A 20,369-nucleotide genomic window follows, 5' to 3' on the forward strand; every position below is an offset into this window, starting at 1 on the left:
CTTGCAACCGTGTTGATTGTGACCGGCCGACTTGTGCCGGACACTCATGCCCATTGTCCTATCCGCCTGCTGGAGTTCTGCCATGAGTGAGCCTGTGCGCTTCGAAGATAAAGTCGTGATCGTCACGGGGGCCGGCGGTGGCCTGGGACGCGCCCATGCGCTGCTGTTCGCCAGACAAGGTGCGAAAGTGCTGGTCAACGACCTGGGTGGCTCGGCTCAAGGGGAAGGGGCCAACGCCTCGGCAGCAGACCGGGTGGTCGCTGAAATCCGCGAGGCGGGCGGTATCGCCGAGGCCAACCACGACTCGGTGACCGATGGCGACAAGCTGGTACAAAATGCCCTCGACGCGTTCGGTCGCGTCGATGTGGTGGTCAACAACGCCGGGATCCTGCGGGACAAGACGTTCCACAAAATGGACGACGCCGATTGGGACCTGGTCTACCGCGTCCACGTCGAGGGCGCCTACAAGGTGACCCGCGCCGCGTGGCCGCACCTGCGTGAGCAGAACTACGGGCGGGTGATCTTCACCGCTTCCACCTCCGGCATTTATGGCAACTTCGGCCAATCCAACTACGGCATGGCCAAGCTCGGCCTTTATGGCCTGACCCGGACCCTGGCCATCGAGGGTCGCAAGAACAACATCCTGGTCAATGCCATCGCCCCCACCGGCGGCACGCGCATGACCGAAGGCCTGATCCCGCCGCAGGTGTTCGAACAACTCAAGCCCGAACTCGTCAGCCCGTTGGTGGTGTACCTGGCCAGCGAAACCTGCCAGGAAACCTCCGGCTTGTTCGAAGTGGGCGGCGGCTGGATGGGCAAGGTGCGCTGGGAGCGCAGCCTGGGGGCGGGCTTCGATCCACGCAAAGGTTTTTCGCCCGAAGACGTCGCCGCCCATTGGCAGCAGATCTGCGACTTCGAAAATGCCGTACACCCGAACGACAACCTGGAAGCCTTGAAGGAGATGATGGCCAACCTGCAACGCCACGCCATCTAAGCCTCATTGCCCGAGCCGGTTGCCGTCAGCCACGGCGACCGTGCTCATGAACAATACTTTTTCACCAGGGCCGCCAGGTTCGCGGCGGTCTCGATATCGATCACCCCATCATATTTGGCCGGACGAAAGTGCAACTGAAATGCTCTTACGAGGCGCTGGAAACCTGCACCCGTCGTGGCCGCCGAAGTGTCATAGCCGTATCGTTTGAATAAACCGACCAATTGTTCGCGAAGAGGAATTCCGTTGGCCCGATACGCCTGCATGAATTCTTTTTGAGTGACGTCATCGAACCATGCACCAATGCCCTTGAGATACAACGCATGCCAGGGGAACATCGGACCCGGATCACTCTTTCGTCCGGCGGCAATGTCCGAATGTGCCACCACATTGACCGGGCTGATGTCCGGGTAGCGCTTGAGAATATCCGCCGCCAGATAGTCGATCGCCTCAATTTGCTCAGCCTTGTAGGGCGGAAAGGTAAATTGCCCCTGGTTATCGGTCGCCAGGTTGACAATCTCCACGCCGATCGAGGTGTCGTTCAGGTTGCTGCGATTACCCCAACTGCTCACCCCGGCATGCCAGGCACGCTTGTTCTCGTCCACCAGGTTGAAAATCTGTGGTTCCTTGAAACCCGCTTTCAAATAGGTGGGGTCGGTAAAATCGGGAATCAGGTAATGGGCGCTGACGGAAGGGCCGGTCAATGCATTGATGGACGATGCGAAGTTGCCGGCGGTGTAATGAAAGACTAAAAAACGAACGCGGCTGTTATAGCCTTTTTTTGAGCGATAGCTTGTATAGTTTATTTGCATTCTCGATAACTCACTGTTCAACAAATCGAAGCGAAGTGCTGCGATTGGTTTCAGCGTAACAGTGGATTTTTTATGTGCCCGTAGTTGGATTCTGGCTTTGTTGTAGGAACAGGCGCTAAGAAGATAAGGATTTTTAATGGCGAAAAAAGCTCTTTTGCTGCGGGTTAGCGGCAGCAAAAGGGCGTTGGTTTATACAGGGGCAGGGTTGCTTGAAGCCTGGTGGTCTGGGCCTGACACGCGCCTTGCGTTAAACCCCAACCCGTCAGGTGACGAAGGCGTGCGAGGTATACCTCTATTCACAAGGTTATTTTTTTCTTGCTGCATATCGAGTTCCTTTCGAATCGAATCTGAATAGCCATGCCGTGATTCAATACGTGCAGTCGTTCGTGGCTATTTGCGTAGTCGCCCATCCTGAGCGACCAAGGAAACTATAAATTCGATCTCTGAATGCCGGCAGGGCTTTCCGACAGCAATGTAGGAAACAAGAAGTTTTAACTCGGAAATAACCACACATAAAAAAGGCCGCTGCAAAAAGCAGCGGCCTAAGCGTGACGTTGCAAAGGAGCTACAAACCAACGTCGGTACACACGGGATGATGGACCGATACGCCAATCCATCCGAAGACGGTGCGCCAGGCATGAGGGATGCCATGAGGCTAGTGCTTGCAGGCCCCGTTGCCCTGAAAGCCCGGCCAGCATAGGCATCGCGCCCTGCGGGAAACAGCCCGGATCCGGACATGCACCGTTGCAGGGCGCGTAACAGTCGAAGATCGGGCATGAGTATGCGCGGCGCTGATGACCCATCATCCAGTCCATCCATGCGCCGCGCAAAGGCCCGCCCCGCATGGGCTGTAATCCTTTTTAGGTATGGCGCGAATACCTCCTTGGTGCGCTTATCGCCCATGGCGTGCGGCAGTAGGGTGAAGCCTCTGTCACTCACCGGGGAAGACGCATGACAACAATAACAATGCGCGCCATCTTCAAGCCGCAGGCGCTGGCCGTCGCGGTGGCCTTGGGTTGCTGTGCCCAGGCGCAGGCCGTTTCATTCAATATTGGCGAGATCGAGGGTCAGTTCGATTCGTCGCTGTCCGTGGGCGCAAGCTGGGGCATGCGCGATGCCGACAAGGACCTGGTCGGCACGGTCAACGGCGGTCGGGGCCAATCCTCCACCGGTGATGATGGGCGGCTGAATTTCAAGAAGGGCGAGACCTTTTCCAAAATCTTCAAAGGCCTGCACGACCTCGAACTCAAGTACGGCGATACCGGCGTGTTCGTGCGCGGCAAGTACTGGTACGACTTCGAACTCAAGGACGAAAGCCGTCCATTCAAGGACATCAGCGACAGCAATCGCAAGGAAGGCGCCAAGTCGTCAGGGGCGCAGATTCTCGATGCCTTCGTCTATCACAACTATTCCATCGCCGATTTGCCGGGCACCGTGCGCGCCGGCAAGCAGGTGGTCAGTTGGGGGGAAAGTACTTTCATAGGCAACTCCATCAACAGCATCAACCCGGTGGACGTGTCCGCGTTCCGTCGCCCCGGTGCGGAGATCAAGGAAGGCCTGATCCCGGTGAACATGTTGTTCGCGTCCCAAGGCCTGACCGACAAACTGACCATCGAAGGTTTCTACCAATTGGAGTGGGACCAGACGGTCGTGGATAACTGCGGCACCTTCTTCGGCAATGACGTGGTGGCCGATGGGTGCACCAGCGGCTACACCGTGGGCAGCCCGGCGATTGCGCCGTTCGTGCCGTTGACCCAGGCATTCGGCCAGGAGATCCAGGTGTCCAGCGAAGGGGTGATCATTCCCCGCGGCGGTGACCGCGACGCCCGTGACTCCGGCCAGTGGGGCACCGCGTTGCGCTGGCTCGGCGATGACACCGAGTACGGCCTGTACTTCATGAACTACCACAGCCGCACGCCTACCGTCGGGACCACCACGGCGGGGCTCTCGACGCTGGCGGCGTTGCCGGGAATGGTCGCGATTGCCAACGGCCTGGCCCCCGGCAGCGGTGCGGGCCTGGCGCAAAGCGTCATGCTGGGACGCGGTCAGTATTACCTTGAATACCCGGAAGACATTCGCCTGTACGGTGCCAGTTTCTCCACCACGCTGCCCACCGGCACCGCCTGGACCGGGGAAATCAGCTACCGCCCCAACGCACCGGTGCAGGTCAATACCAACGACTTGACCCTGGCCCTGGTCAACCCGATTGCCGGTGGTGCGGCGTCGCCCATCGCGACTACGCCGGGTGCGGACAACACCGGCTACCGCCGCAAGGAAATCACCCAGGTCCAGAGCACCCTGACGCATTTCTTCGATCAGGTGCTGGGGGCTGATCGCCTGACCTTGGTCGGCGAGGCGGCGGTGGTGCATGTCGGTGGCCTGGAGTCCAAGGACAAGCTGCGTTATGGCCGCGATTCGGTCTACGGCCAGTACGGGTTCAATGGCGACACCGACGGCTTCGTCACCTCGACCTCCTGGGGCTATCGCGCCCGGGCGATTCTCGATTACTCCAACGTGATCGGTGGTGTGAACTTCAAGCCCAACGTGTCCTGGTCCCACGACGTGGCCGGTTATGGCCCTAACGGCCTGTTCAACGAAGGCGCCAAGGCTATCAGCGTCGGTGTCGATGCCGACTACCGCAACACCTACACCGCCAGCCTGAGCTACACCGACTTTTTTGGCGGCGATTACAACGTTCTCGAAGACCGCGACTTCCTCGCGTTGAGCTTCGGCGTGAACTTCTGATCTGGCTGACAAGGAAAACCCAATGCGCAAGATGATCCTGCAATGCGGTGCCCTGGCCTTGAGCCTGCTGGCCGCGAACGTGATGGCGGCGGTTTCGCCGGAGGAAGCGAACAAACTGGGCACCAGCCTCACGCCGTTGGGCGCGGAAAAAGCCGGCAATGCCGATGGCTCGATCCCGGCCTGGACCGGCGGCATCCCGAAAAATGCCGGGGCCGTGGACAGCAAGGGCTTTTTGGCCGACCCGTTCGCCAATGAAAAACCGCTGTTCACCATCACCGCCGCGACGGTGGACAAGTACAAGGACAAACTCTCCGAAGGGCAGGTCGCGATGTTCAAGCGCTACCCGGAAACCTACAAGATCCCGGTCTATCCGACTCACCGCAGCGTGGGCCTGCCGCCGGAAATCTATGAGTCGGCCAAGCGCAGCGCCCTTAATGTGAACGCCATCAACGACGGCAATGGCCTGGCCAATTTCACCGGCAACCGCTACTACGCCTTCCCGATTCCCAAGAGCGGTGTGGAAGTGCTGTGGAACCACGTCACCCGTTATCACGGCGGCAACCTGCGGCGCATCATCACCCAGGCTACGCCGCAGACCAACGGCAGCTTCACGCCGATCCGCTTTGAAGAAGAAATTGCCGTGCCGTTCCTGATCAAGGATGCCGACCCGGAGAAGGCCGGCAACGTACTGACCTATTTCAAGCAGGAGGTGACCGCGCCGGCGCGCCTGGCCGGCAACGTATTGCTGGTACATGAGACCCTCGACCAAGTGAAGGAACCGCGCCTGGCCTGGATCTACAACGCCGGCCAGCGCCGGGTGCGTCGTGCCCCGCAAGTGGCTTACGACGGCCCGGGCACCGCCGCCGACGGGTTGCGCACCTCGGACAACTTCGACCTGTTTTCCGGTGCGCCGGACCGCTACGACTGGAAGCTGGTCGGCAAGAAGGAAATGTACATCCCGTACAACAGCTACAAGCTCGATTCGCCAAGCCTCAAGTACGACGATGTGATCAAGGCCGGCCACATCAACCAGGACCTGACTCGCTATGAATTGCACCGGGTCTGGGAAGTGGTTGGCACGGTCAAGCCGAGCGAGCGGCACATCTATGCCAAGCGCCACATGTACTTCGACGAGGACAGCTGGCAGGCGGCGCTGGTGGATCACTACGACGGTCGCGGCCAACTGTGGCGGGTGGCCGAAGGTCATGCCCAGTTCTACTACGACCATCAGAACCCGGGCTACACGCTGGAGGCGCTCTACGACATCATTGCCGGCCGCTACATCGCGCTGGGCATGAAGAACGAAGAGAAACACAGCTACGAATACGGCTTCGAAGCCAGGGCCGCCGACTACACACCGGCAGCGCTGCGTTCGACCGGGGTTCGATAAGGTCTGACTGTTGGAAAGATAACTGTGGCGAAGGAATTTATCTGTGGGAGCAAGGCTTGCCCGCGATGAACGATAACGCGGTTCAGCGTTTGGACCGCTGTGAGGCTATCGCGGGCAAGCCTTGCTCCCACAGTAAATCCACCCCTCACAGGTGGTGCCTGACTTGATGATCGTGATCGACCGGCAGTGCCCCTGCCGGTCGTTTTTTTATGGGCGCCAATCAGCGCGCTGAATACTTCTCCAAAGCTCGGCGACACAGGACTAGGGTGGTGAAATAACAATAAACAGGATCTTCACACATGACCGCCATGACCCCGTGTCCGGACCGTCCAGGATTGCTGCCTCGCCTGTCCTCGACGCACGTGCCGCGGCGGTCCCTGAGCGAGCCGCTGCTGGCGTCCGAAGCGCGGGTAAAACTGCTCTGCGCGCCAGCGGGCAGTGGCAAGAGTGCGGTGTTCGCCGAGTGCTTCCTGCAGGCCCCCGCCGGTTGTCATCTGCACTGGCTGCCACTAGGCGGCGCGGCCTTGAGCACGGTGCAAATGTGCGAGCGCCTGGCCCAAGCCCTCGGGCTGCCAAAGCTCGATGAAGCGGGGCTGCTGGCCCACCTGGCGCGTTTGCAGACACCCACGTGGTTGTTCCTGGATGATTACTGCCGGGTGCCGAATCCCGAACTGGACCAGTTGCTCGACCGTCTGTTGAACACCAGCAGCCCAGCGTTGCACCTGTGGCTCAATGGCCGCCGCCGTCCCCACTGCAACTGGCCGCGGCTGTTGCTCGATGACGAGCTGCACGAGTTCGATGCGCAGGCGTTGTTCTTCACCCCTGACGATGTCCTGCCATTGCTGCGTCATCTGCCCGGCCCCCAGGCTGCCCGCACTGCCCACGAGGTGATCCAGCGCAGTGGCGGCTGGTGTGCCGGGGTGCGCATCACGCTGCTGGAGCGTTGCGAATGGGCGCGCAGTCATGCAACGCCGGGACGGCCGGGAACCTTGGTCGACTACCTGGAGTACGAGCTGTTCAGCACGCTGACCCAGGATCTGGCGCAGGCCTGGCGTGTGCTGGCGCATCTGCCGCGTTTCAATGCCCGGCTGTGCGAGCATCTGTTCGGCGACACGGTAGGTGCGCAATGCCTGCCCTTGCTGCTGGACCTGGGATGTTTCATCGAGCCATGGGAGCAGACGTCGGACTGGTTGCAGATTTTTCCGGCCCTGGCCCGGCTGGTACGTGAAGAGCCCTGGCCGCAGGGGCGTTCGTGGCATCGACGGGCCTGCCAGTGGTTTGCTGCCGAGCAGGACTGGCAAATGGCGTTCGAGCAAGCCATGTTGGCCGAGGAGTTCGAGACCGCCGTCAGTTTCTTGCAGCATTTGAGCTTCGAGCACGTCTTGCAGCGTCGCAACGTGGTGCTGTTGCTGGGCCTGCACGATCAACAAGGCGAAGCGCTGACCCTCTGTACGCCGCAGTCGGTGGGGCTGGTTACCGCTGCGCTGTTGTTCGCCGGACGCTTCGACCAGGCGTCGACGTGCATCGAGCAACTGGCCAGGTTCATGCCGCAACCTTCGGCCTGCCGGCAACGACAGCTGCTGGCCAGGTGGCAGGTCTTGCGAGGCTGGTTGCTGCACCTCTCGGGCGATGGCGAACAGGCGCGCGAGCACTTCCTCCAGGCCCAGGCCAACCTGGACCCCGAGGCCTGGGCCCAACGGGTGCTGTGCCTGGGTGGGCTGACGCAGCAGGCGCTGCTGGAAGGCGAGCTGGCTGCTGCGCATCGGATCAACCGCCAGGCACTGTGCCTGGCGCGTGCGCAAGGTTCGCTGGTATTCGAAGGATTGCTGGAACTGGACCACGCCCAAGTCCTGGAGCAACGTGGCGCGCCTCACCGGGCCGATCATCTGCTGGCCGCCGTCCAGGCGCTGCTGGATAAACCAGGCCAGGATTTTTCCCCGTTGTTGGGGCGTATTGCCCTGCGGCGCGGGCGCCTGGCATTGCGCATGGGGTTTGAAGAGCGGGCCGCCGAGCAGTTTCAAACGGGCCTGGAAATGGGCCTGCACAGCCTGGACAAACAGGTGCTCTACGGCTTTCTCGGCAAGGCCAGCCTGGCTGCCAACCAGGGCGACTATGGCGAGGCCTTCATGCAACTGCGCGATGCCGAGCGGATCATGCAGCAGCGGCACATCCCCGACACCGTTTACCGTGGCGTATTGCTGCAAACCAGCTGCCAGTTCTGGTTGCAACAGGGGCGTCCGGAACTGGCCCATGAAGCCTTGACCCGGGTGTTGCGGCATTTTCGCGGGCCGCAGGCCAAGCACGCGCCGCCTGCGACACTGGAATTGATTCCGCGCCTGGAATATCTGCTGGTGCTGGCCGAGGTCTACCTGCATCGGGAGCGGGACCCGCAGGCTCGCCTGGAGGCCATGATCGCCCAGGCGCAGCAGCTGGAAATGCATGGGCTGGTAACCGAATTGCAACTGGCGCTGGTTGAAGTGATCTGGTTGTCCGGCGATCGTTGCCAGGTTCACGCGCTCTTGCAAGAGGGCCTCAAGCGAGTGGCCTGTTATCGGGCGCAGCAAGCCTTGTGTGAGTTGCGTTTGCGCCAACCTGAGCTGTTGCCCTGGACGCAGTCGGCTGAGCCCATCGAACCGCCGGCCTCTGGCGCCGAAGATACCTTGCTCAGTCATCGGGAACTTGAAGTGCTGGAGTTGATTGCACAAGGTCATTCAAACCAACAGATTGCCGAGCAGTTGTTCATATCGTTGCACACGGTAAAAACCCATGCGCGTCGAATACATAGCAAGTTGGGGGTGCAACGGCGTACACAAGCGGTCGCCAAGGCGAAAGTCATGGGGGTGATGAGTTAGGTTGAAAACAATGGGTGGCCGTCTTTACGGGTTCTTACACTTGTCTTTTTACGGTAAAGGGTTTGGCTGATGTATAACCGAGCCGACGGAGATGCCGGGTTTTGTACCCCATGACACGGGTGAGCGAGTGGTGTCGTCTTCTCAACCGTTGGTCGACTATCTACTGGACCATTTCAGCGATGACGATATTCCCTATCATTGCCAAGGTGATCACCAGGCTTTTTATAGGGTTGCCTTCAGCGGTGAAGATCGTCATCTCCATCCGCGGCTGGCCCCCCGGCCACCTCAACGATCTACTGATCAAGATCGTTCCGGATTTCCTGCGCTGATCCTGGACCCGCTTCATACCCCATCCGCCAACTCACGGCCCGGGTCGCCGCCAACAGGCGTTGCGCCGCCGGGCCGTTTTCGTCGGCGTGGAACAGCGAGGTCGGTCCAACGATCGTCATCACCGCTTTCACCTCGCCGAGGGCATTGAATACCGGGGCGGACAAGGCATCCACCCCCGGCATCAGCAAGCCATGCACATGGTGCAGGCCGCGACGGCGAATCTGGTCGCACAACACGGCATAAGCGCGGTCGTCGGCGAGGGCGTGATGCTCGGTGCCTTGTACTTCCTGTTCGCGCAAACCGATGGTCTCGCGCTCCGGCAGATAAGCGCTGAACACCAGCCCCGTGGACGAACTGAGCAACGGCAATACCGAGCCCAGTTGCGTCACCACGGTCACGGCCCGCACGGCGGGTTCGATGCGCACTACGGTCGCGCCATGGTTGCCCCACACCGCCAGGAAGCAGGTTTCGTTCAAGTCGTCGCGCAGTTCGGCCAGGGGCAGGGCGGCCACTTGCAGCACGTCCATGCCGTTGAGCGCTGCCAGGCCTACGCGCAGGGCCTCGCGGCCCAGGCCGTAGTGGTTGGTGGCGGCGTTTTGCTCGGCAAACCCGCTGGCGATCAAGGCCTGCAGATACCGATGAACCTTGCTCGCCGGCATTTGCACGTGTTCGGCCAGCCGCGACAGCGACGTGGAGGGCGACAGTTCGGCCAGGGCCTTGAGGATGTCGGTGCCGACTTCGGCCGAGCGGACTTTCTGTTTACCGTTGCTGAGCGGGGTTTCCATGGAGGCGCTGGGTCCAGAAGGCGAATGGGCGTCTTTATAGCTTGACGGTCGCTGCCGAGCAAATTACGTTATGCGTAATCGAATTACGATAAAAATAACCCGGTGCGCCTCAACCCCTCCGTTGAGTGACGGACCGCATTCCAGGAGGCTCCATGAACCTCGATTCCCCAGCGTCGGACCTGGCTTACCAATCAGGCTTGGGCAACGAATTTGCCAGCGAAGCCTTGCCCGGCGCCTTGCCCGTCGGCCAGAACTCGCCACAGAAAGCCCCGTACGGTCTCTATGCCGAGTTGTTCTCCGGCACGGCATTCACCATGGCCCGCAGTGAAGCGCGGCGTACCTGGATGTATCGCATCCGGCCGTCAGCCAATCACCCGGCCTTCACCAAGCTCGAACGGCAATTGGCGGGCGGCCCATTGGGCGACGTCACACCCAATCGCCTGCGTTGGAACCCGCTGGAGATCCCCGCCGAGCCCACCGATTTCATCGACGGGCTGGTGTGCATGGCGGCCAATGCCGGTGCGGACAAACCGGCCGGCATCAGCCTGTATCAGTACCGGGCCAACCGTTCCATGGAGCGAGTGTTTTTCAATGCCGACGGTGAATGGCTGATCGTGCCGCAACTGGGACGGCTGCGGATCGCCACCGAGTTGGGCGTGCTGGAACTGGCACCGCTGGAAATCGTCGTGCTGCCCCGGGGCCTGAAATTTCGCATTGAACTGCTCGACCCGCAGGCCCGTGGCTACCTCGCCGAAAACCATGGCGCGCCGCTACGCCTGCCGGACCTGGGCCCCATCGGCAGCAATGGCCTGGCGAATCCGCGGGACTTCCTGACGCCGGTCGCCCATTACGAAAACCTCGCGCAACCAACCCCGCTGGTGCAGAAATTCCTCGGTGAGTTGTGGGGTTGCGAGCTGGATCATTCGCCCCTCGACGTGGTGGCATGGCACGGCAACAACGTGCCGTATAAATATGATCTGCGCCGCTTCAACACCATGGGCACGGTCAGCTTCGATCACCCGGACCCGTCGATTTTTACCGTGTTGACCTCGCCCACCAGCGTCCACGGCCTGGCCAACCTCGATTTCGTGATCTTCCCGCCACGCTGGATGGTGGCGGAGAACACCTTCCGTCCACCGTGGTTCCACCGCAACCTGATGAACGAATTCATGGGCCTGATCCAGGGCGCCTACGATGCCAAGGCCGAAGGTTTCCTGCCGGGCGGTGCGTCCTTGCACAGTTGCATGAGCGCCCATGGCCCGGACGGCGAGACTTGTACCAAAGCGATCAACGCCAATCTTCAGCCGGCGAAAATCGACAACACCATGGCGTTCATGTTCGAGACCAGCCAGGTGCTGCGTCCAAGCCGCTTCGCCCTGGACTGCCCGCAACTGCAAACCGACTACGATGCATGTTGGGCCTCGTTGCCTGTCACGTTCGACCCGACCCGGAGATAACCCATGACTCAACTTTCCCCTGCCCGTAGCTGGGTCGCCAGCGCCAACGGCCACACCGATTTCCCGTTGCAGAACCTGCCATTGGGTATCTTCAGTGTCGATGGCGGTGCCCTGCGCAGTGGCGTGGCGATTGGCGAGCGGATTTTCGATCTGCAGGCGGCGCTGCACGCGGGCTTGTTTGACGGCGCGGCGCGCCAAGCTGTCGAGGCCATGGCCGACGGCCAGTTGAATGGTTTTTTCGACCTGGGCCGCGGCGCCCGGGTTGCCCTGCGTGAACGACTGCTGGAACTGCTGCGCGAGGACAGCCCCCTGCGTGGCAAGGTCGAAGCCCAGGGCGCAAAACTGCTGCTCCTCGCTGCCGACTGCCAGATGCACCTGCCGGCCAGGATCAACGACTACACCGACTTCTACGTCGGTATCGAGCACGCGCAGAATGTCGGCAAGCTGTTCCGCCCCGACAATCCGTTGCTGCCCAACTACAAATACGTCCCCATCGGCTACCACGGCCGCGCCTCGACCATTCGCCCGTCCGGCACCGACGTGCGCCGTCCCAAGGGCCAGACCCTGCCGGGCGGGCAGAGCGAGCCGACCTTCGGCCCGTGTGCGCGGCTGGACTATGAGCTGGAGCTGGGCATCTGGATCGGCAAGGGCAATGCCCTGGGCGAACCGATTCCCATTGGTGATGCCGCCGAGCACATCGGCGGGTTCTGCCTGCTCAACGACTGGTCGGCCCGGGATATCCAGGCCTGGGAATACCAGCCCCTGGGGCCGTTCCTGTCGAAGAGTTTCCTGACCAGCATTTCGCCGTGGGTGGTCACGGCCGAAGCCCTGGAACCGTTCCGCCGCCCGCAACCGGCGCGCCCGCAAGGCGATCCGCAACCGCTGCCATACCTGCTGGACACCCGTGACCAGGCCGGCGGTGCCTTCGACATCGAACTGGAAGTACTGTTGCTGACCGAGGCCATGGTCGAGCAAAACCTGCCGGCCCAGCGCCTGACCCTGAGCAACACCCAGTACATGTACTGGACCGTGGCGCAAATGGTTGCACACCACAGCGTCAATGGTTGCCAGTTGCAGGCCGGCGACCTGTTTGGCTCGGGCACCTTGTCGGGCCCTGAAAACCATCAATTCGGCAGTCTGCTGGAAATCACCGAAGGCGGTAAAAAACCGATCGAACTGGCGTCTGGCGAAGTGCGCCGATTCCTTGAGGACGGTGACGAAATCATCTTGCGGGCCCGTTGCCGCCGCGAGGGTTTCGCGTCCATCGGCTTCGGCGAGTGCCGGGGCAAGATCCTGCCGGCGCGTTGAGGGGCAGGGCATGGAACTCTATACCTACTACCGCTCCACCTCGTCCTATCGGGTGCGCATTGCGCTGGCGCTCAAGGGGCTGGATTACCAAGCCCTGCCAGTCAACCTGATCGCTGCGCCTGGGGGCGAGCATCGCCAGCCGGCCTACCTGGTGATCAACCCCCAGGGCCGGGTGCCGGCGCTGCGCACCGATGATGGCGCGCTACTGGTGCAATCGCCAGCCATCATCGAATACCTGGAGGAACGTTATCCACAGGTGCCGCTGCTCAGCGCCGACCTGGCGGTGCGCGCCCACGAACGTGGCGTCGCCGCGCTGATCGGTTGCGACATTCATCCCCTGCACAACGTCAGCGTGCTCAACAAGCTGCGCCAGTGGGGCCACGATGAAACGCAGGTGACGGAGTGGATCGGGAACTGGATCAGCCAGGGCCTGGCGGCGGTGGAGCAGTTGATTGGCGACGACGGTTATTGCTTCGGCGCATTGCCGGGGCTGGCGGATGTGTACCTGATCCCGCAGTTGTACGCCGCCGAGCGGTTCAATGTTTCCTTGCAGCAATACCCACGGATCCGTCGCGTGGCGGCATTGGCGGCTGGGCATGGGGCGTTCCAACAGGCGCACCCGGCGAATCAGCCGGATACTCCATAAGGGCTCGTCTCTTATCCCTGTGGGAGCGAGCCTGCTCGCGATAGCAATGGGCAGACACAAAGATGGTGAGGCTGCTTGTCTCATCGCGAGCAAGCTCGCTCCCACAGTTGACCGCATTGAATTCACTTTTGATGTTCAACGCAGATCCAATGTGGGAGCGAGCTTGCTCGCGAAGGCGATTCAACCGTCGACAACGATGTGCAGCCCTACGACAGCTCAATGCACAACCGAATTCGGTGGCAAATGCCCCAGTCGCTCCGTCAGCCGGATTCGCTGGATCGGATCGTCGCTGAGCATCAGGGCATGCTCCAGGTCGAAGCGTTCGGCGTTGGGGCAATCGAGTCGCTGATACAGGCTGGCGCGGGCCAGGTAGTCGGCAGCGCTGGCGTTGCCCAGTTCCAGCACCCGTTCGGCATCGATCAGGGCCGCGATGTAATCGTCGTTAGCCAGATGCAGTTGACGCAGGTTGCGCGACAGGCGCTGCAGCATCTGCATCGGCTCGGCATTGACCAGATGCTCAGCCTTGAGTGGCATGTTCGCGCCGTATTGGCGCTGGAGCAGTTCCCGGCAGTCATTGGGGTACAACCGGCGGCCACCGCACGGATCGAGCAGGTGATCGGCGCCGGGCACCTTCAACAGGAAATGCCCGGGGAAATTGACACCGACCATCGGAATTTCCAGGCCTCGGGCCAGTTCCAGGGCAATCAGCCCGAGGGCCAGGGGTTGCCCGCGTTTGCGTGCCAGGACTTTGTCCAGCAGCGCCGCTCGTGGTCGCAGGGGCGTGAAGTCGTCCTGGGCGAAGCCCAAGTCATTGAGCCGTCGTAGCAAGGGCTGGCCCAGTTCGCTGACAGGCAGCATCGGCAGGCCATGGCTGACCCGCTGTTGCAGCTCCTTGAAATCCTTCAGCAAGGCCGGTACGTCGACCTCGCGATCATGTTCGGCAGCGATCCACAGCGCCGCTTCGAACAGCGCCGGGGGCGAGCGGTGCAGACAATCAAAAAAGGCTTGGCGCGGTTTCATCAAACTCTCCGGGCTATGCTCCCGTTTTAGCCCTGCCGTGGATTTTCGTCCAGTCTCGGACTGAGGCTGTAACAGGTTATGCCGAAAAGGACTGACCACCCCGGCGGCTTATTCCGGCGTGCTCCAGCAAATTTCGGCTGCGCGCCTATACTGGCGAAACAAACAAAAGTGATTCGGGAGCCTTTCGATGTTTGCTCTCATGCAAAGCTCCCGCCTTGAATCGCTGCACCTAAGCGTAGACCCGGCAACCGGGTTGAAGGCGGTGATTGCCATTCATTGCAGTCGTCCGGGGCCCGCCCTGGGGGGCTGTCGTTATCTTGCCTACCCCGACGACGAAAGTGCCGTGGCCGATGCTATGCGCCTGGCCCAAGGCATGAGCTACAAGGCTGCACTGGCGGGCTTGCCCGTCGGCGGCGGGGCGGCGGTGATCATGCGCCCCGCCCATGTCGAGAGTCGGGCGGCGTTGTTCGAAGCCTTTGGTCGCTGTATCGAGCAGTTGGACGGGCGCTATATCACGGCCATCGACAGCGGCACGTCGGTGGCCGACATGGATTGCATTGCCCAGCAGACTCGTCATGTCACCAGCACCACGGCCTCGGGAGACCCCGCGCCCCACGCGGCAATGGGGGTCTTTGCCGGCATCCGTGCCACCGCCATGGCCCGCCTGGGCAGCGATAACCTCGAAAGCCTGCGGGTGGCGATCCAGGGCCTGGGCAATGTCGGTTATGCCCTGGCCGAACAACTGCACGCGGCCGGCGCCGAGCTGCTGGTCAGCGACATCGACCCTGGCAAGGTGCAACTGGCGATGGAGCAACTGGGCGCCCACCCGATCGCCAACGACGCGTTGCTCAGCACGCCCTGCGACATCCTTGCCCCTTGTGGCCTGGGCGGGGTGCTCAACAGCCAAAGCGTGGCGCAACTGCGCTGCTCGGCCGTTGCCGGCTCGGCCCATAATCAGTTGAGCAACCTGCAAGTGGCCGACCAGTTGGAAAGACGTGGAATCCTCTATGCGCCGGACTATGTGATCAACTCCGGTGGCCTGATCTACGTCGCCCTGAAGCATCGCGGCGAAGAACTGTCGACGATCACCGCGCATTTGTCGAAGATCGGTGCCCGGCTCACGGAAGTCTTTGCCCACGCCCAGGCGGAGAAGCGCTCACCCGCCCGGGTGGCCGATGAGCTGGCGGAGCGTTTGTTGTACCGCTAAACATCAAGCAGTGCCCAAAACTTGCTCCTGCCGGACTGCGCAGAAGCTGTGTAGGAGCTGTGTAGGAGCTGTCGAGTGCAACGAGGCTGCGATCTTTCCCCAGACACTTGAGTCTCAAGCGAAAGATCAAAAGATCAAAAGATCAAAAGATCGCAGGCTTCGCCAGCTCCTACAGTGTGCCGCTGCCTACCTCGGCAGATACACCGGAAAGCATTCGCACAAATGCATCACTCGGCACCGGGTGTCGTCCAGGCGAGCTGCATTGTCCGGCTGTTCCAGCAGGTCGGCGATCAAGTTCGCCACTTCGGCACATTCCGCTTCGCCAAAGCCACGGGTGGTCAGCGCCGGCGTGCCGATGCGAATGCCGCTGGTGATCGCCGGTTTCTGCGGATCGTCGGGGATCGCGTTTTTGTTCAAGGTGATATGGGCGCTTTCCAGCAGCGCCTCGGCGTCTTTGCCGGTGATGTTCATCGCGCGCAGATCGAGCAGGAACATGTGGCAGTCGGTACCGCCGGACACCACCCGCAGGCCGCGTCGGGTCAGGACGTCGGCCATGACACGGGCGTTGTCGATCACCCGCTGCTGGTAATGCTTGAACCCGTCGCTCAACGCTTCGTTGAACGCCACGGCCTTGGCGGCGATGACGTGCATCAGCGGGCCGCCCTGGTACACCGGGAAAATCGTCTTGTCGAGCAAGGCGCCATATTGCGCCTTGGCCAAGATCAGACCACCGCGCGGGCCGCGCAAGGTCTTGTGGGTGGTGGAGGTGATGAAGTCGGCGATGCCAACCGGCGACGGGTACACGCCGGCAGCGATCAAGCCGGCGTAGTGCGCCATGTCCACCATCAGGTAGGCGCCGATTTCATCGCAGATCTTGCGAAAGCGCTGGAAGTCGATGGTCCGCGAATAGGCCGAGGCCCCGGCGATGATCATCTTCGGCCGGTGCTCCCTGGCCAGGGCTTCCATTTCTTCGTAGTCGAGGGTTTCGGTTTCCGTGTCCAGGCCATAGGAAAATGCCCGGTAGATCTTGCCGGAAAAATTCACCGAGGCGCCGTGGGTCAGGTGGCCGCCATGGGCCAGGGACATGCCCAGGATGGTGTCGCCAGGTTCAAGTACCGCCAGGAAAACCGCCTGGTTGGCCTGGGAGCCGGAGTGCGGTTGCACGTTGACGTATTCGCAGTTGAACAACTTGCGCGCACGTTCGATGGCCAGGTTCTCGATTTCATCGACGACCTTGCAGCCGCCATAGTAACGCTTGCCCGGATAGCCTTCGGCGTACTTGTTGGTAAGCACGGACCCCTGGGCCTGGAGCACTTCTTCGCTGACGTAGTTTTCCGAAGCGATCAGCTCCAGGTGGGTTTCCTGGCGGTTGCGCTCGCGGTCGATCAGGTGAGCAATGGCGGGGTCGAAATTTTTCAGGCTCATGGTGTGGATCCTCAGGCAAGCGCTTCGCCAACGGCGCAGGCATGTAATGCGACAGCGCCAGTGAAGGGGTTGGGTGCAATGCAGCGGCGCAGGTGTATTTCAAGCAACTGCCGGTCAGCGATGCCGTTACCGCTCCCGATGAAGTTGCGGCGAGCGGTCATGGTCGGCTGCCCTCGGCGATAACGGCGGCTTTGCGTTCGCGGGTGTAGGTCAGCACGAAGTGCGCCACGAGGCCGAAGATCAAGCCCCAGAATGCGGCGGCCAAGCCCAGGAAGCTCATGCCTGAAGCCGTCACCAGGAAGGTGATCAGTGCCGCTTCGCGTTGTTTCTCGTCAGCCATGGCGCCGGTCAGCCCGGCACTGATCGCGCCAAACAAGGCGAGGCCGGCGAGGGAGGCGATCAATTCTTTCGGCAATGCGGAAAAAACCGAGGCCAGGGTGGCGCCGAAGGTGCCCATCAGAATGTAGAACACCCCGCAGGAGATCCCGGCCATGTAGCGTTTGTCGCGGTCTTCGTGGGCTTCGCGGCCGGTGCAGATCGCTGCGGTAATGGCTGCCAGGTTCAAACCGTGGGAACCGAACGGGGCCATCAGGATCGAGCCAATCGCGGTGACCGAAATGATCGGGCGTGCTGGCGTGTTGTAGCCCGAGGTACGCAACACCGCCATGCCAGGCACGTACTGGCCGGTCAAGGTCACCAGCGCCAATGGCAGGCCGATGTTGATGATTGCGTGCCAGTTCCATTCAGGGGCGATGAAGACCGGCTGGGCCACGGCGATGGTGATCGAGGTGCTGTTGAGTTCACCGAACGAGGCGGCCACCGCGCAACCGACGATCAGCACCGACAGGATCGCGTAGCGTGGCGAAAAGCGCTTGAAGATCAGGTATGCCGCGATCATCGCCAACACCAACGCCGGCTGCAGTTTGATCGAGGTGAACAGCTCGGCGCCGAAGCGGAACAGGATCCCGGCGAGCATGGCAGCGGCGATGGCCTTGGGCAGGCGGCTCATCAGTTTGTCGAACGCACCGGACAGACCGACCAGCGCGATGATCACCGACGCCACCACATAGGCACCGATGGCTTGGGGCAGGGTCACGGTAGGCAGCATCGACACCAGCAATGCCGCTCCCGGTGTCGACCACGCGGTGATGACCGGAACACGCAGGCGCCAGCTCAGGAACAGGCCGGTAATCCCGCTGCCAATGGAAATGGCCCAGATCCATGAAGACACCACGTCGTTGGGCAGGTGCGCTTCCTTGGCTGCCTGGAACACGATGATGAGCGGGCCGGCGTAGGAAATGATCACGGCGATAAAGCCCGCGATGATCGCCGACAGGGATAGATCCTTTCTGAGTGTGTCCATGATGCCTCGACTGGGCGCGGCAGGTCGCGCGTTGATCAGGGGAGAGTTGAGTCGATTGATTCGATTCTTTATCAGTGTATTTGAAAGAATTGAATTGATTCAATTGAAGAGCGATTTGTTTTGCTTGTTTTACCGTTGCTTTCTGACTAATTGATTGATTTATAGAGATATAATTTTTTATCTAATTTTTATCAGGTAGGCTTCCTGGTTTGTGTATCGACTCAATCGACTCAATTTTTAGATTGTGTTGATTTGTCAGGCGTTTTACCTCCATGTGATATGCTCGGATATTCATCATTACTACGATGGCAGCGATCATTCATGTGGGTTCCCCAGCTAAGCGAGTCCAACCAGCCGCTGTATTTGTCGATTGCCGATGCGTTGGCGCGCGATATCAGCAATGGCGTGTTGAGCGAAGGTGATCGCTTGCCAACTCTGCGCGAGCTGGCCACCACCCTGAATGTCACCCCCGGTACCATCAGCCGGGCCTATAGCGAGGCCCATCGGCGCCGGCTGGTGCAAGGGGAGGTGGGGCGAGGCACTTATGTACTCGGCCAGAAGTCGCTGGAATCGCCAGCGAGTACCGGCGTTGCGCCGCTGAATCTGGGGCAGGCCGAATTACTCGACCTCTCCATCATCAAGCCGTCCAGTGAAACCTTGGAGTACTGGTTGCGCGATGCGCTGGTGGGCATGGCCAAGAGCACCGATTTCGCGCGCGCACTGGATTACGCACCGGATGGCGGTCACCCGGCGCATCGCGAGGCGGGGGCACAATGGTTGCGCCATTCATTGCCCGACGCGCAATGGCAGCAAGTGGTGATTACCGCAGGGGCCCAGCATGGCTTGATGGTGGCGATGAGCGCCCTGACCAACGCCGGTGACCTGGTGCTCTGCGAAGCGCTTTGCTACCCGGGCATCATTTCCCTGGCCCACGGCCTTGAGCGCCGCCTGCGTGGCGTACCAATGGACGATGAAGGCATCATTCCCGAAGCACTGCGTGAGCTGTGCTTGCGAGAGAAGCCGGCGATGCTGGTCTGCGTGGCGACCTGCCAGAACCCGACGGCGGCGATCATGTCGCAGAAACGTCGGGCCCAGATCGCCGCGCTTGCCGAGGAATTCGACTTCATCATCCTGGACGATGACATTTACGGCTTCCTTGCCACCGATCCTTCGATCAAGCCGCTGGCGGCATTTGCGCCGGAGCGTTCGGTGTACCTGACCAGCTTGTCGAAGTCGATCATGCCGGCGCTTCGCATCGGCTATCTCTATAGCCCGCCGAAATTGCTGTCACGCTTGACCTCGATGGTGCGCAGTAGCGTCTGGATGCCATCGCCATTGACCGCGCAACTGGCCAGCAATGTGATCACCGAAGGGCTGGACAAAAAACTGGTCCGTATCCAGCGCAACGAGGCCGCGGGGCGACAGGCCATCGCGCGGGAAATCTTTGCCAATGTCGAACTCAAGACCCAGCCATATGCCTATCACATCTGGTTGACGCTGCCAGAGCCCTGGACCAGCGACGAGTTCACCATGCTCGCCCGGGCCAACGGCGTATTGGTGCTCAGCGGCACCCAGTTCCAGGCTGAGCGCTCAGGAACCACCCGCTGTGTACGGCTGGTGTTGATGTCCCCCACCAGCCAGGACGAACTGCGTTTTGCCCTGACCAAGCTGGCCAGCCTGATCGATTCGGATCCACGCCGTTATTACTGAAAAAGATCGCAGTCTTCGGCAGCTCCTACGCGGTAGGCGCTGCCGAAGGCTGCGATCTTTTTTAGTTATTCGTCCGACGGATTGAGCAGTTCGGACAAGGCGTCCGGCTGGCTCTTGAATGCCTTGGCGAACACATCACGATTCTTCGCCATGTAGATCCCGGCTTCCTCGACCTGTTGCTCGCTCAGCGATGGAACGGCTTTTTGCAACACCTCTGCCAGCAATTCGGCGAGTTCCAGCATTTTGTCATGACGGTCAGCTTCGGCTTTATCCATGAACAAGCGCTCCAGATCTCGGCTGCTGCGGTATACCACTTCGACGGCCATTT

17 protein-coding genes are annotated in these 20,369 nt (G+C 61.1%); 10 read left to right on the forward strand and 7 right to left on the reverse strand.

Annotated features, from left to right (window positions below; all coding sequences use genetic code 11):
* Positions 1 to 82: 82 nt before the first annotated feature.
* Entirely contained in the window at positions 83 to 994 is a 912-nt protein-coding gene (locus LQ215_RS09515) for an SDR family oxidoreductase (RefSeq protein WP_230149193.1), read from the forward strand.
* 44 nt (positions 995 to 1,038) lie between these two features.
* Here the strand turns inward: LQ215_RS09515 and LQ215_RS09520 are convergent, their stop codons facing one another.
* Positions 1,039 to 1,803: an N-acetylmuramoyl-L-alanine amidase gene (locus LQ215_RS09520; RefSeq protein ID WP_230149194.1), complete on the reverse strand. Its 765-nt coding sequence runs from the start codon at positions 1,801 to 1,803 to the stop codon at positions 1,039 to 1,041.
* Positions 1,804 to 2,754: 951 nt separating this feature from the next.
* Here LQ215_RS09520 and LQ215_RS09525 point away from each other — a divergent pair.
* From LQ215_RS09525 to LQ215_RS09540, 4 genes are all read left to right on the forward strand, one after another.
* Entirely contained in the window at positions 2,755 to 4,548 is a 1,794-nt protein-coding gene (locus LQ215_RS09525) for a DUF1302 domain-containing protein (protein ID WP_230149197.1), read from the forward strand.
* Positions 4,549 to 4,570: 22 nt separating this feature from the next.
* Complete coding sequence (locus tag LQ215_RS09530; protein ID WP_230149203.1) at positions 4,571 to 5,938, forward strand: DUF1329 domain-containing protein; 1,368 nt, start codon at positions 4,571 to 4,573, stop codon at positions 5,936 to 5,938.
* A gap of 299 nt (positions 5,939 to 6,237) precedes the next feature.
* Positions 6,238 to 8,790: a helix-turn-helix transcriptional regulator gene (locus LQ215_RS09535; protein WP_230149212.1), complete on the forward strand. Its 2,553-nt coding sequence runs from the start codon at positions 6,238 to 6,240 to the stop codon at positions 8,788 to 8,790.
* Between the two features lie 179 nt (positions 8,791 to 8,969).
* Positions 8,970 to 9,119, forward strand: a complete 150-nt coding sequence (locus LQ215_RS09540) for a hypothetical protein (protein WP_230149213.1) — start codon at positions 8,970 to 8,972, stop codon at positions 9,117 to 9,119.
* Here LQ215_RS09540 and LQ215_RS09545 read toward each other — a convergent pair.
* The gene (locus LQ215_RS09545) at positions 9,084 to 9,905 is read right to left on the reverse strand and encodes an IclR family transcriptional regulator (protein ID WP_230149215.1); all 822 of its coding nucleotides are present in this window, start codon (positions 9,903 to 9,905) and stop codon (positions 9,084 to 9,086) included. The two genes, LQ215_RS09540 and LQ215_RS09545, sit on opposite strands and share 36 nt — an antisense overlap.
* A gap of 152 nt (positions 9,906 to 10,057) precedes the next feature.
* Here LQ215_RS09545 and hmgA point away from each other — a divergent pair, with 152 nt between their 5' ends.
* The 3 genes from hmgA to maiA are packed head-to-tail and all read left to right on the forward strand — an operon-like array spanning position 10,058 to position 13,316.
* Entirely contained in the window at positions 10,058 to 11,362 is a 1,305-nt protein-coding gene (gene hmgA / locus LQ215_RS09550) for a homogentisate 1,2-dioxygenase (RefSeq protein WP_230149217.1), read from the forward strand.
* 3 nt (positions 11,363 to 11,365) lie between these two features.
* Positions 11,366 to 12,670 (forward strand): fumarylacetoacetase, encoded by a 1,305-nt coding sequence (gene fahA, locus LQ215_RS09555; protein ID WP_230149219.1) that lies wholly within the window; start codon positions 11,366 to 11,368, stop codon positions 12,668 to 12,670.
* 10 nt (positions 12,671 to 12,680) lie between these two features.
* On the forward strand, positions 12,681 to 13,316 hold the full coding sequence (maiA, locus tag LQ215_RS09560; protein WP_230149221.1) for a maleylacetoacetate isomerase: 636 nt from the start codon (positions 12,681 to 12,683) through the stop codon (positions 13,314 to 13,316).
* 216 nt (positions 13,317 to 13,532) lie between these two features.
* On the opposite strand, the gene LQ215_RS09565 is transcribed toward maiA, so the two are convergent.
* On the reverse strand, positions 13,533 to 14,336 hold the full coding sequence (locus tag LQ215_RS09565; protein WP_014340129.1) for a SirB1 family protein: 804 nt from the start codon (positions 14,334 to 14,336) through the stop codon (positions 13,533 to 13,535).
* 187 nt (positions 14,337 to 14,523) lie between these two features.
* Between LQ215_RS09565 and LQ215_RS09570 the strand changes: the two genes are divergently transcribed.
* Positions 14,524 to 15,543 (forward strand): Glu/Leu/Phe/Val dehydrogenase family protein, encoded by a 1,020-nt coding sequence (locus LQ215_RS09570; protein ID WP_230149223.1) that lies wholly within the window; start codon positions 14,524 to 14,526, stop codon positions 15,541 to 15,543.
* Positions 15,544 to 15,729: 186 nt separating this feature from the next.
* Here the strand turns inward: LQ215_RS09570 and glyA are convergent, their stop codons facing one another.
* From glyA to LQ215_RS09585, 3 genes are read right to left on the reverse strand one after another with little or no spacing between them, the layout of a single operon-like run.
* The gene (glyA, locus tag LQ215_RS09575; RefSeq protein WP_230149225.1) at positions 15,730 to 16,968 is read right to left on the reverse strand and encodes a serine hydroxymethyltransferase; all 1,239 of its coding nucleotides are present in this window, start codon (positions 16,966 to 16,968) and stop codon (positions 15,730 to 15,732) included.
* An 11-nt stretch (positions 16,969 to 16,979) separates the two neighbouring features.
* Entirely contained in the window at positions 16,980 to 17,129 is a 150-nt protein-coding gene (locus LQ215_RS09580) for a hypothetical protein (protein ID WP_230149227.1), read from the reverse strand.
* Positions 17,126 to 18,331 carry a benzoate/H(+) symporter BenE family transporter gene (locus LQ215_RS09585; RefSeq protein ID WP_230149229.1) on the reverse strand — a complete coding sequence of 402 codons (1,206 nt, stop codon included), beginning with the start codon at positions 18,329 to 18,331 and terminating at the stop codon, positions 17,126 to 17,128. Before LQ215_RS09585 ends, LQ215_RS09580 begins: the two co-directional genes overlap by 4 nt.
* A gap of 321 nt (positions 18,332 to 18,652) precedes the next feature.
* Here LQ215_RS09585 and LQ215_RS09590 point away from each other — a divergent pair, with 321 nt between their 5' ends.
* Positions 18,653 to 20,041 carry a PLP-dependent aminotransferase family protein gene (locus LQ215_RS09590; RefSeq protein WP_230149237.1) on the forward strand — a complete coding sequence of 463 codons (1,389 nt, stop codon included), beginning with the start codon at positions 18,653 to 18,655 and terminating at the stop codon, positions 20,039 to 20,041.
* 65 nt (positions 20,042 to 20,106) lie between these two features.
* Here LQ215_RS09590 and LQ215_RS09595 read toward each other — a convergent pair whose 3' ends face one another.
* Positions 20,107 to 20,367 carry a YebG family protein gene (locus tag LQ215_RS09595; protein WP_003205410.1) on the reverse strand — a complete coding sequence of 87 codons (261 nt, stop codon included), beginning with the start codon at positions 20,365 to 20,367 and terminating at the stop codon, positions 20,107 to 20,109.
* Positions 20,368 to 20,369: the final 2 nt, after the last annotated feature.

It is taken from the genome of Pseudomonas brassicacearum (assembly GCF_918698105.1).
Taxonomy (GTDB): Bacteria; Pseudomonadota; Gammaproteobacteria; order Pseudomonadales; family Pseudomonadaceae; genus Aquipseudomonas; species Aquipseudomonas brassicacearum_F.

What these genes read in the sequence shown, in the direction of transcription:
- LQ215_RS09530 (WP_230149203.1), top strand. Translation starts at nt 4,571, where the DNA reads ATGCGCAAGATGATCCTGCAATGCGGTGCCCTGGCCTTGAGCCTGCTG.
- hmgA (WP_230149217.1), top strand. Translation starts at nt 10,058, where the DNA reads ATGAACCTCGATTCCCCAGCGTCGGACCTGGCTTACCAATCAGGCTTG.
- LQ215_RS09580 (WP_230149227.1), bottom strand. Translation starts at nt 17,129, where the DNA reads ATGACCGCTCGCCGCAACTTCATCGGGAGCGGTAACGGCATCGCTGAC.
- LQ215_RS09545 (WP_230149215.1), bottom strand. Translation starts at nt 9,905, where the DNA reads ATGGAAACCCCGCTCAGCAACGGTAAACAGAAAGTCCGCTCGGCCGAA.
- maiA (WP_230149221.1), top strand. Translation starts at nt 12,681, where the DNA reads ATGGAACTCTATACCTACTACCGCTCCACCTCGTCCTATCGGGTGCGC.
- glyA (WP_230149225.1), bottom strand. Translation starts at nt 16,968, where the DNA reads ATGAGCCTGAAAAATTTCGACCCCGCCATTGCTCACCTGATCGACCGC.
- LQ215_RS09520 (WP_230149194.1), bottom strand. Translation starts at nt 1,803, where the DNA reads ATGCAAATAAACTATACAAGCTATCGCTCAAAAAAAGGCTATAACAGC.
- LQ215_RS09565 (WP_014340129.1), bottom strand. Translation starts at nt 14,336, where the DNA reads ATGAAACCGCGCCAAGCCTTTTTTGATTGTCTGCACCGCTCGCCCCCG.
- LQ215_RS09525 (WP_230149197.1), top strand. Translation starts at nt 2,755, where the DNA reads ATGACAACAATAACAATGCGCGCCATCTTCAAGCCGCAGGCGCTGGCC.
- LQ215_RS09535 (WP_230149212.1), top strand. Translation starts at nt 6,238, where the DNA reads ATGACCGCCATGACCCCGTGTCCGGACCGTCCAGGATTGCTGCCTCGC.
- LQ215_RS09585 (WP_230149229.1), bottom strand. Translation starts at nt 18,331, where the DNA reads ATGGACACACTCAGAAAGGATCTATCCCTGTCGGCGATCATCGCGGGC.
- fahA (WP_230149219.1), top strand. Translation starts at nt 11,366, where the DNA reads ATGACTCAACTTTCCCCTGCCCGTAGCTGGGTCGCCAGCGCCAACGGC.
- LQ215_RS09595 (WP_003205410.1), bottom strand. Translation starts at nt 20,367, where the DNA reads ATGGCCGTCGAAGTGGTATACCGCAGCAGCCGAGATCTGGAGCGCTTG.
- LQ215_RS09590 (WP_230149237.1), top strand. Translation starts at nt 18,653, where the DNA reads ATGTGGGTTCCCCAGCTAAGCGAGTCCAACCAGCCGCTGTATTTGTCG.
- LQ215_RS09540 (WP_230149213.1), top strand. Translation starts at nt 8,970, where the DNA reads ATGACGATATTCCCTATCATTGCCAAGGTGATCACCAGGCTTTTTATA.
- LQ215_RS09570 (WP_230149223.1), top strand. Translation starts at nt 14,524, where the DNA reads ATGTTTGCTCTCATGCAAAGCTCCCGCCTTGAATCGCTGCACCTAAGC.
- LQ215_RS09515 (WP_230149193.1), top strand. Translation starts at nt 83, where the DNA reads ATGAGTGAGCCTGTGCGCTTCGAAGATAAAGTCGTGATCGTCACGGGG.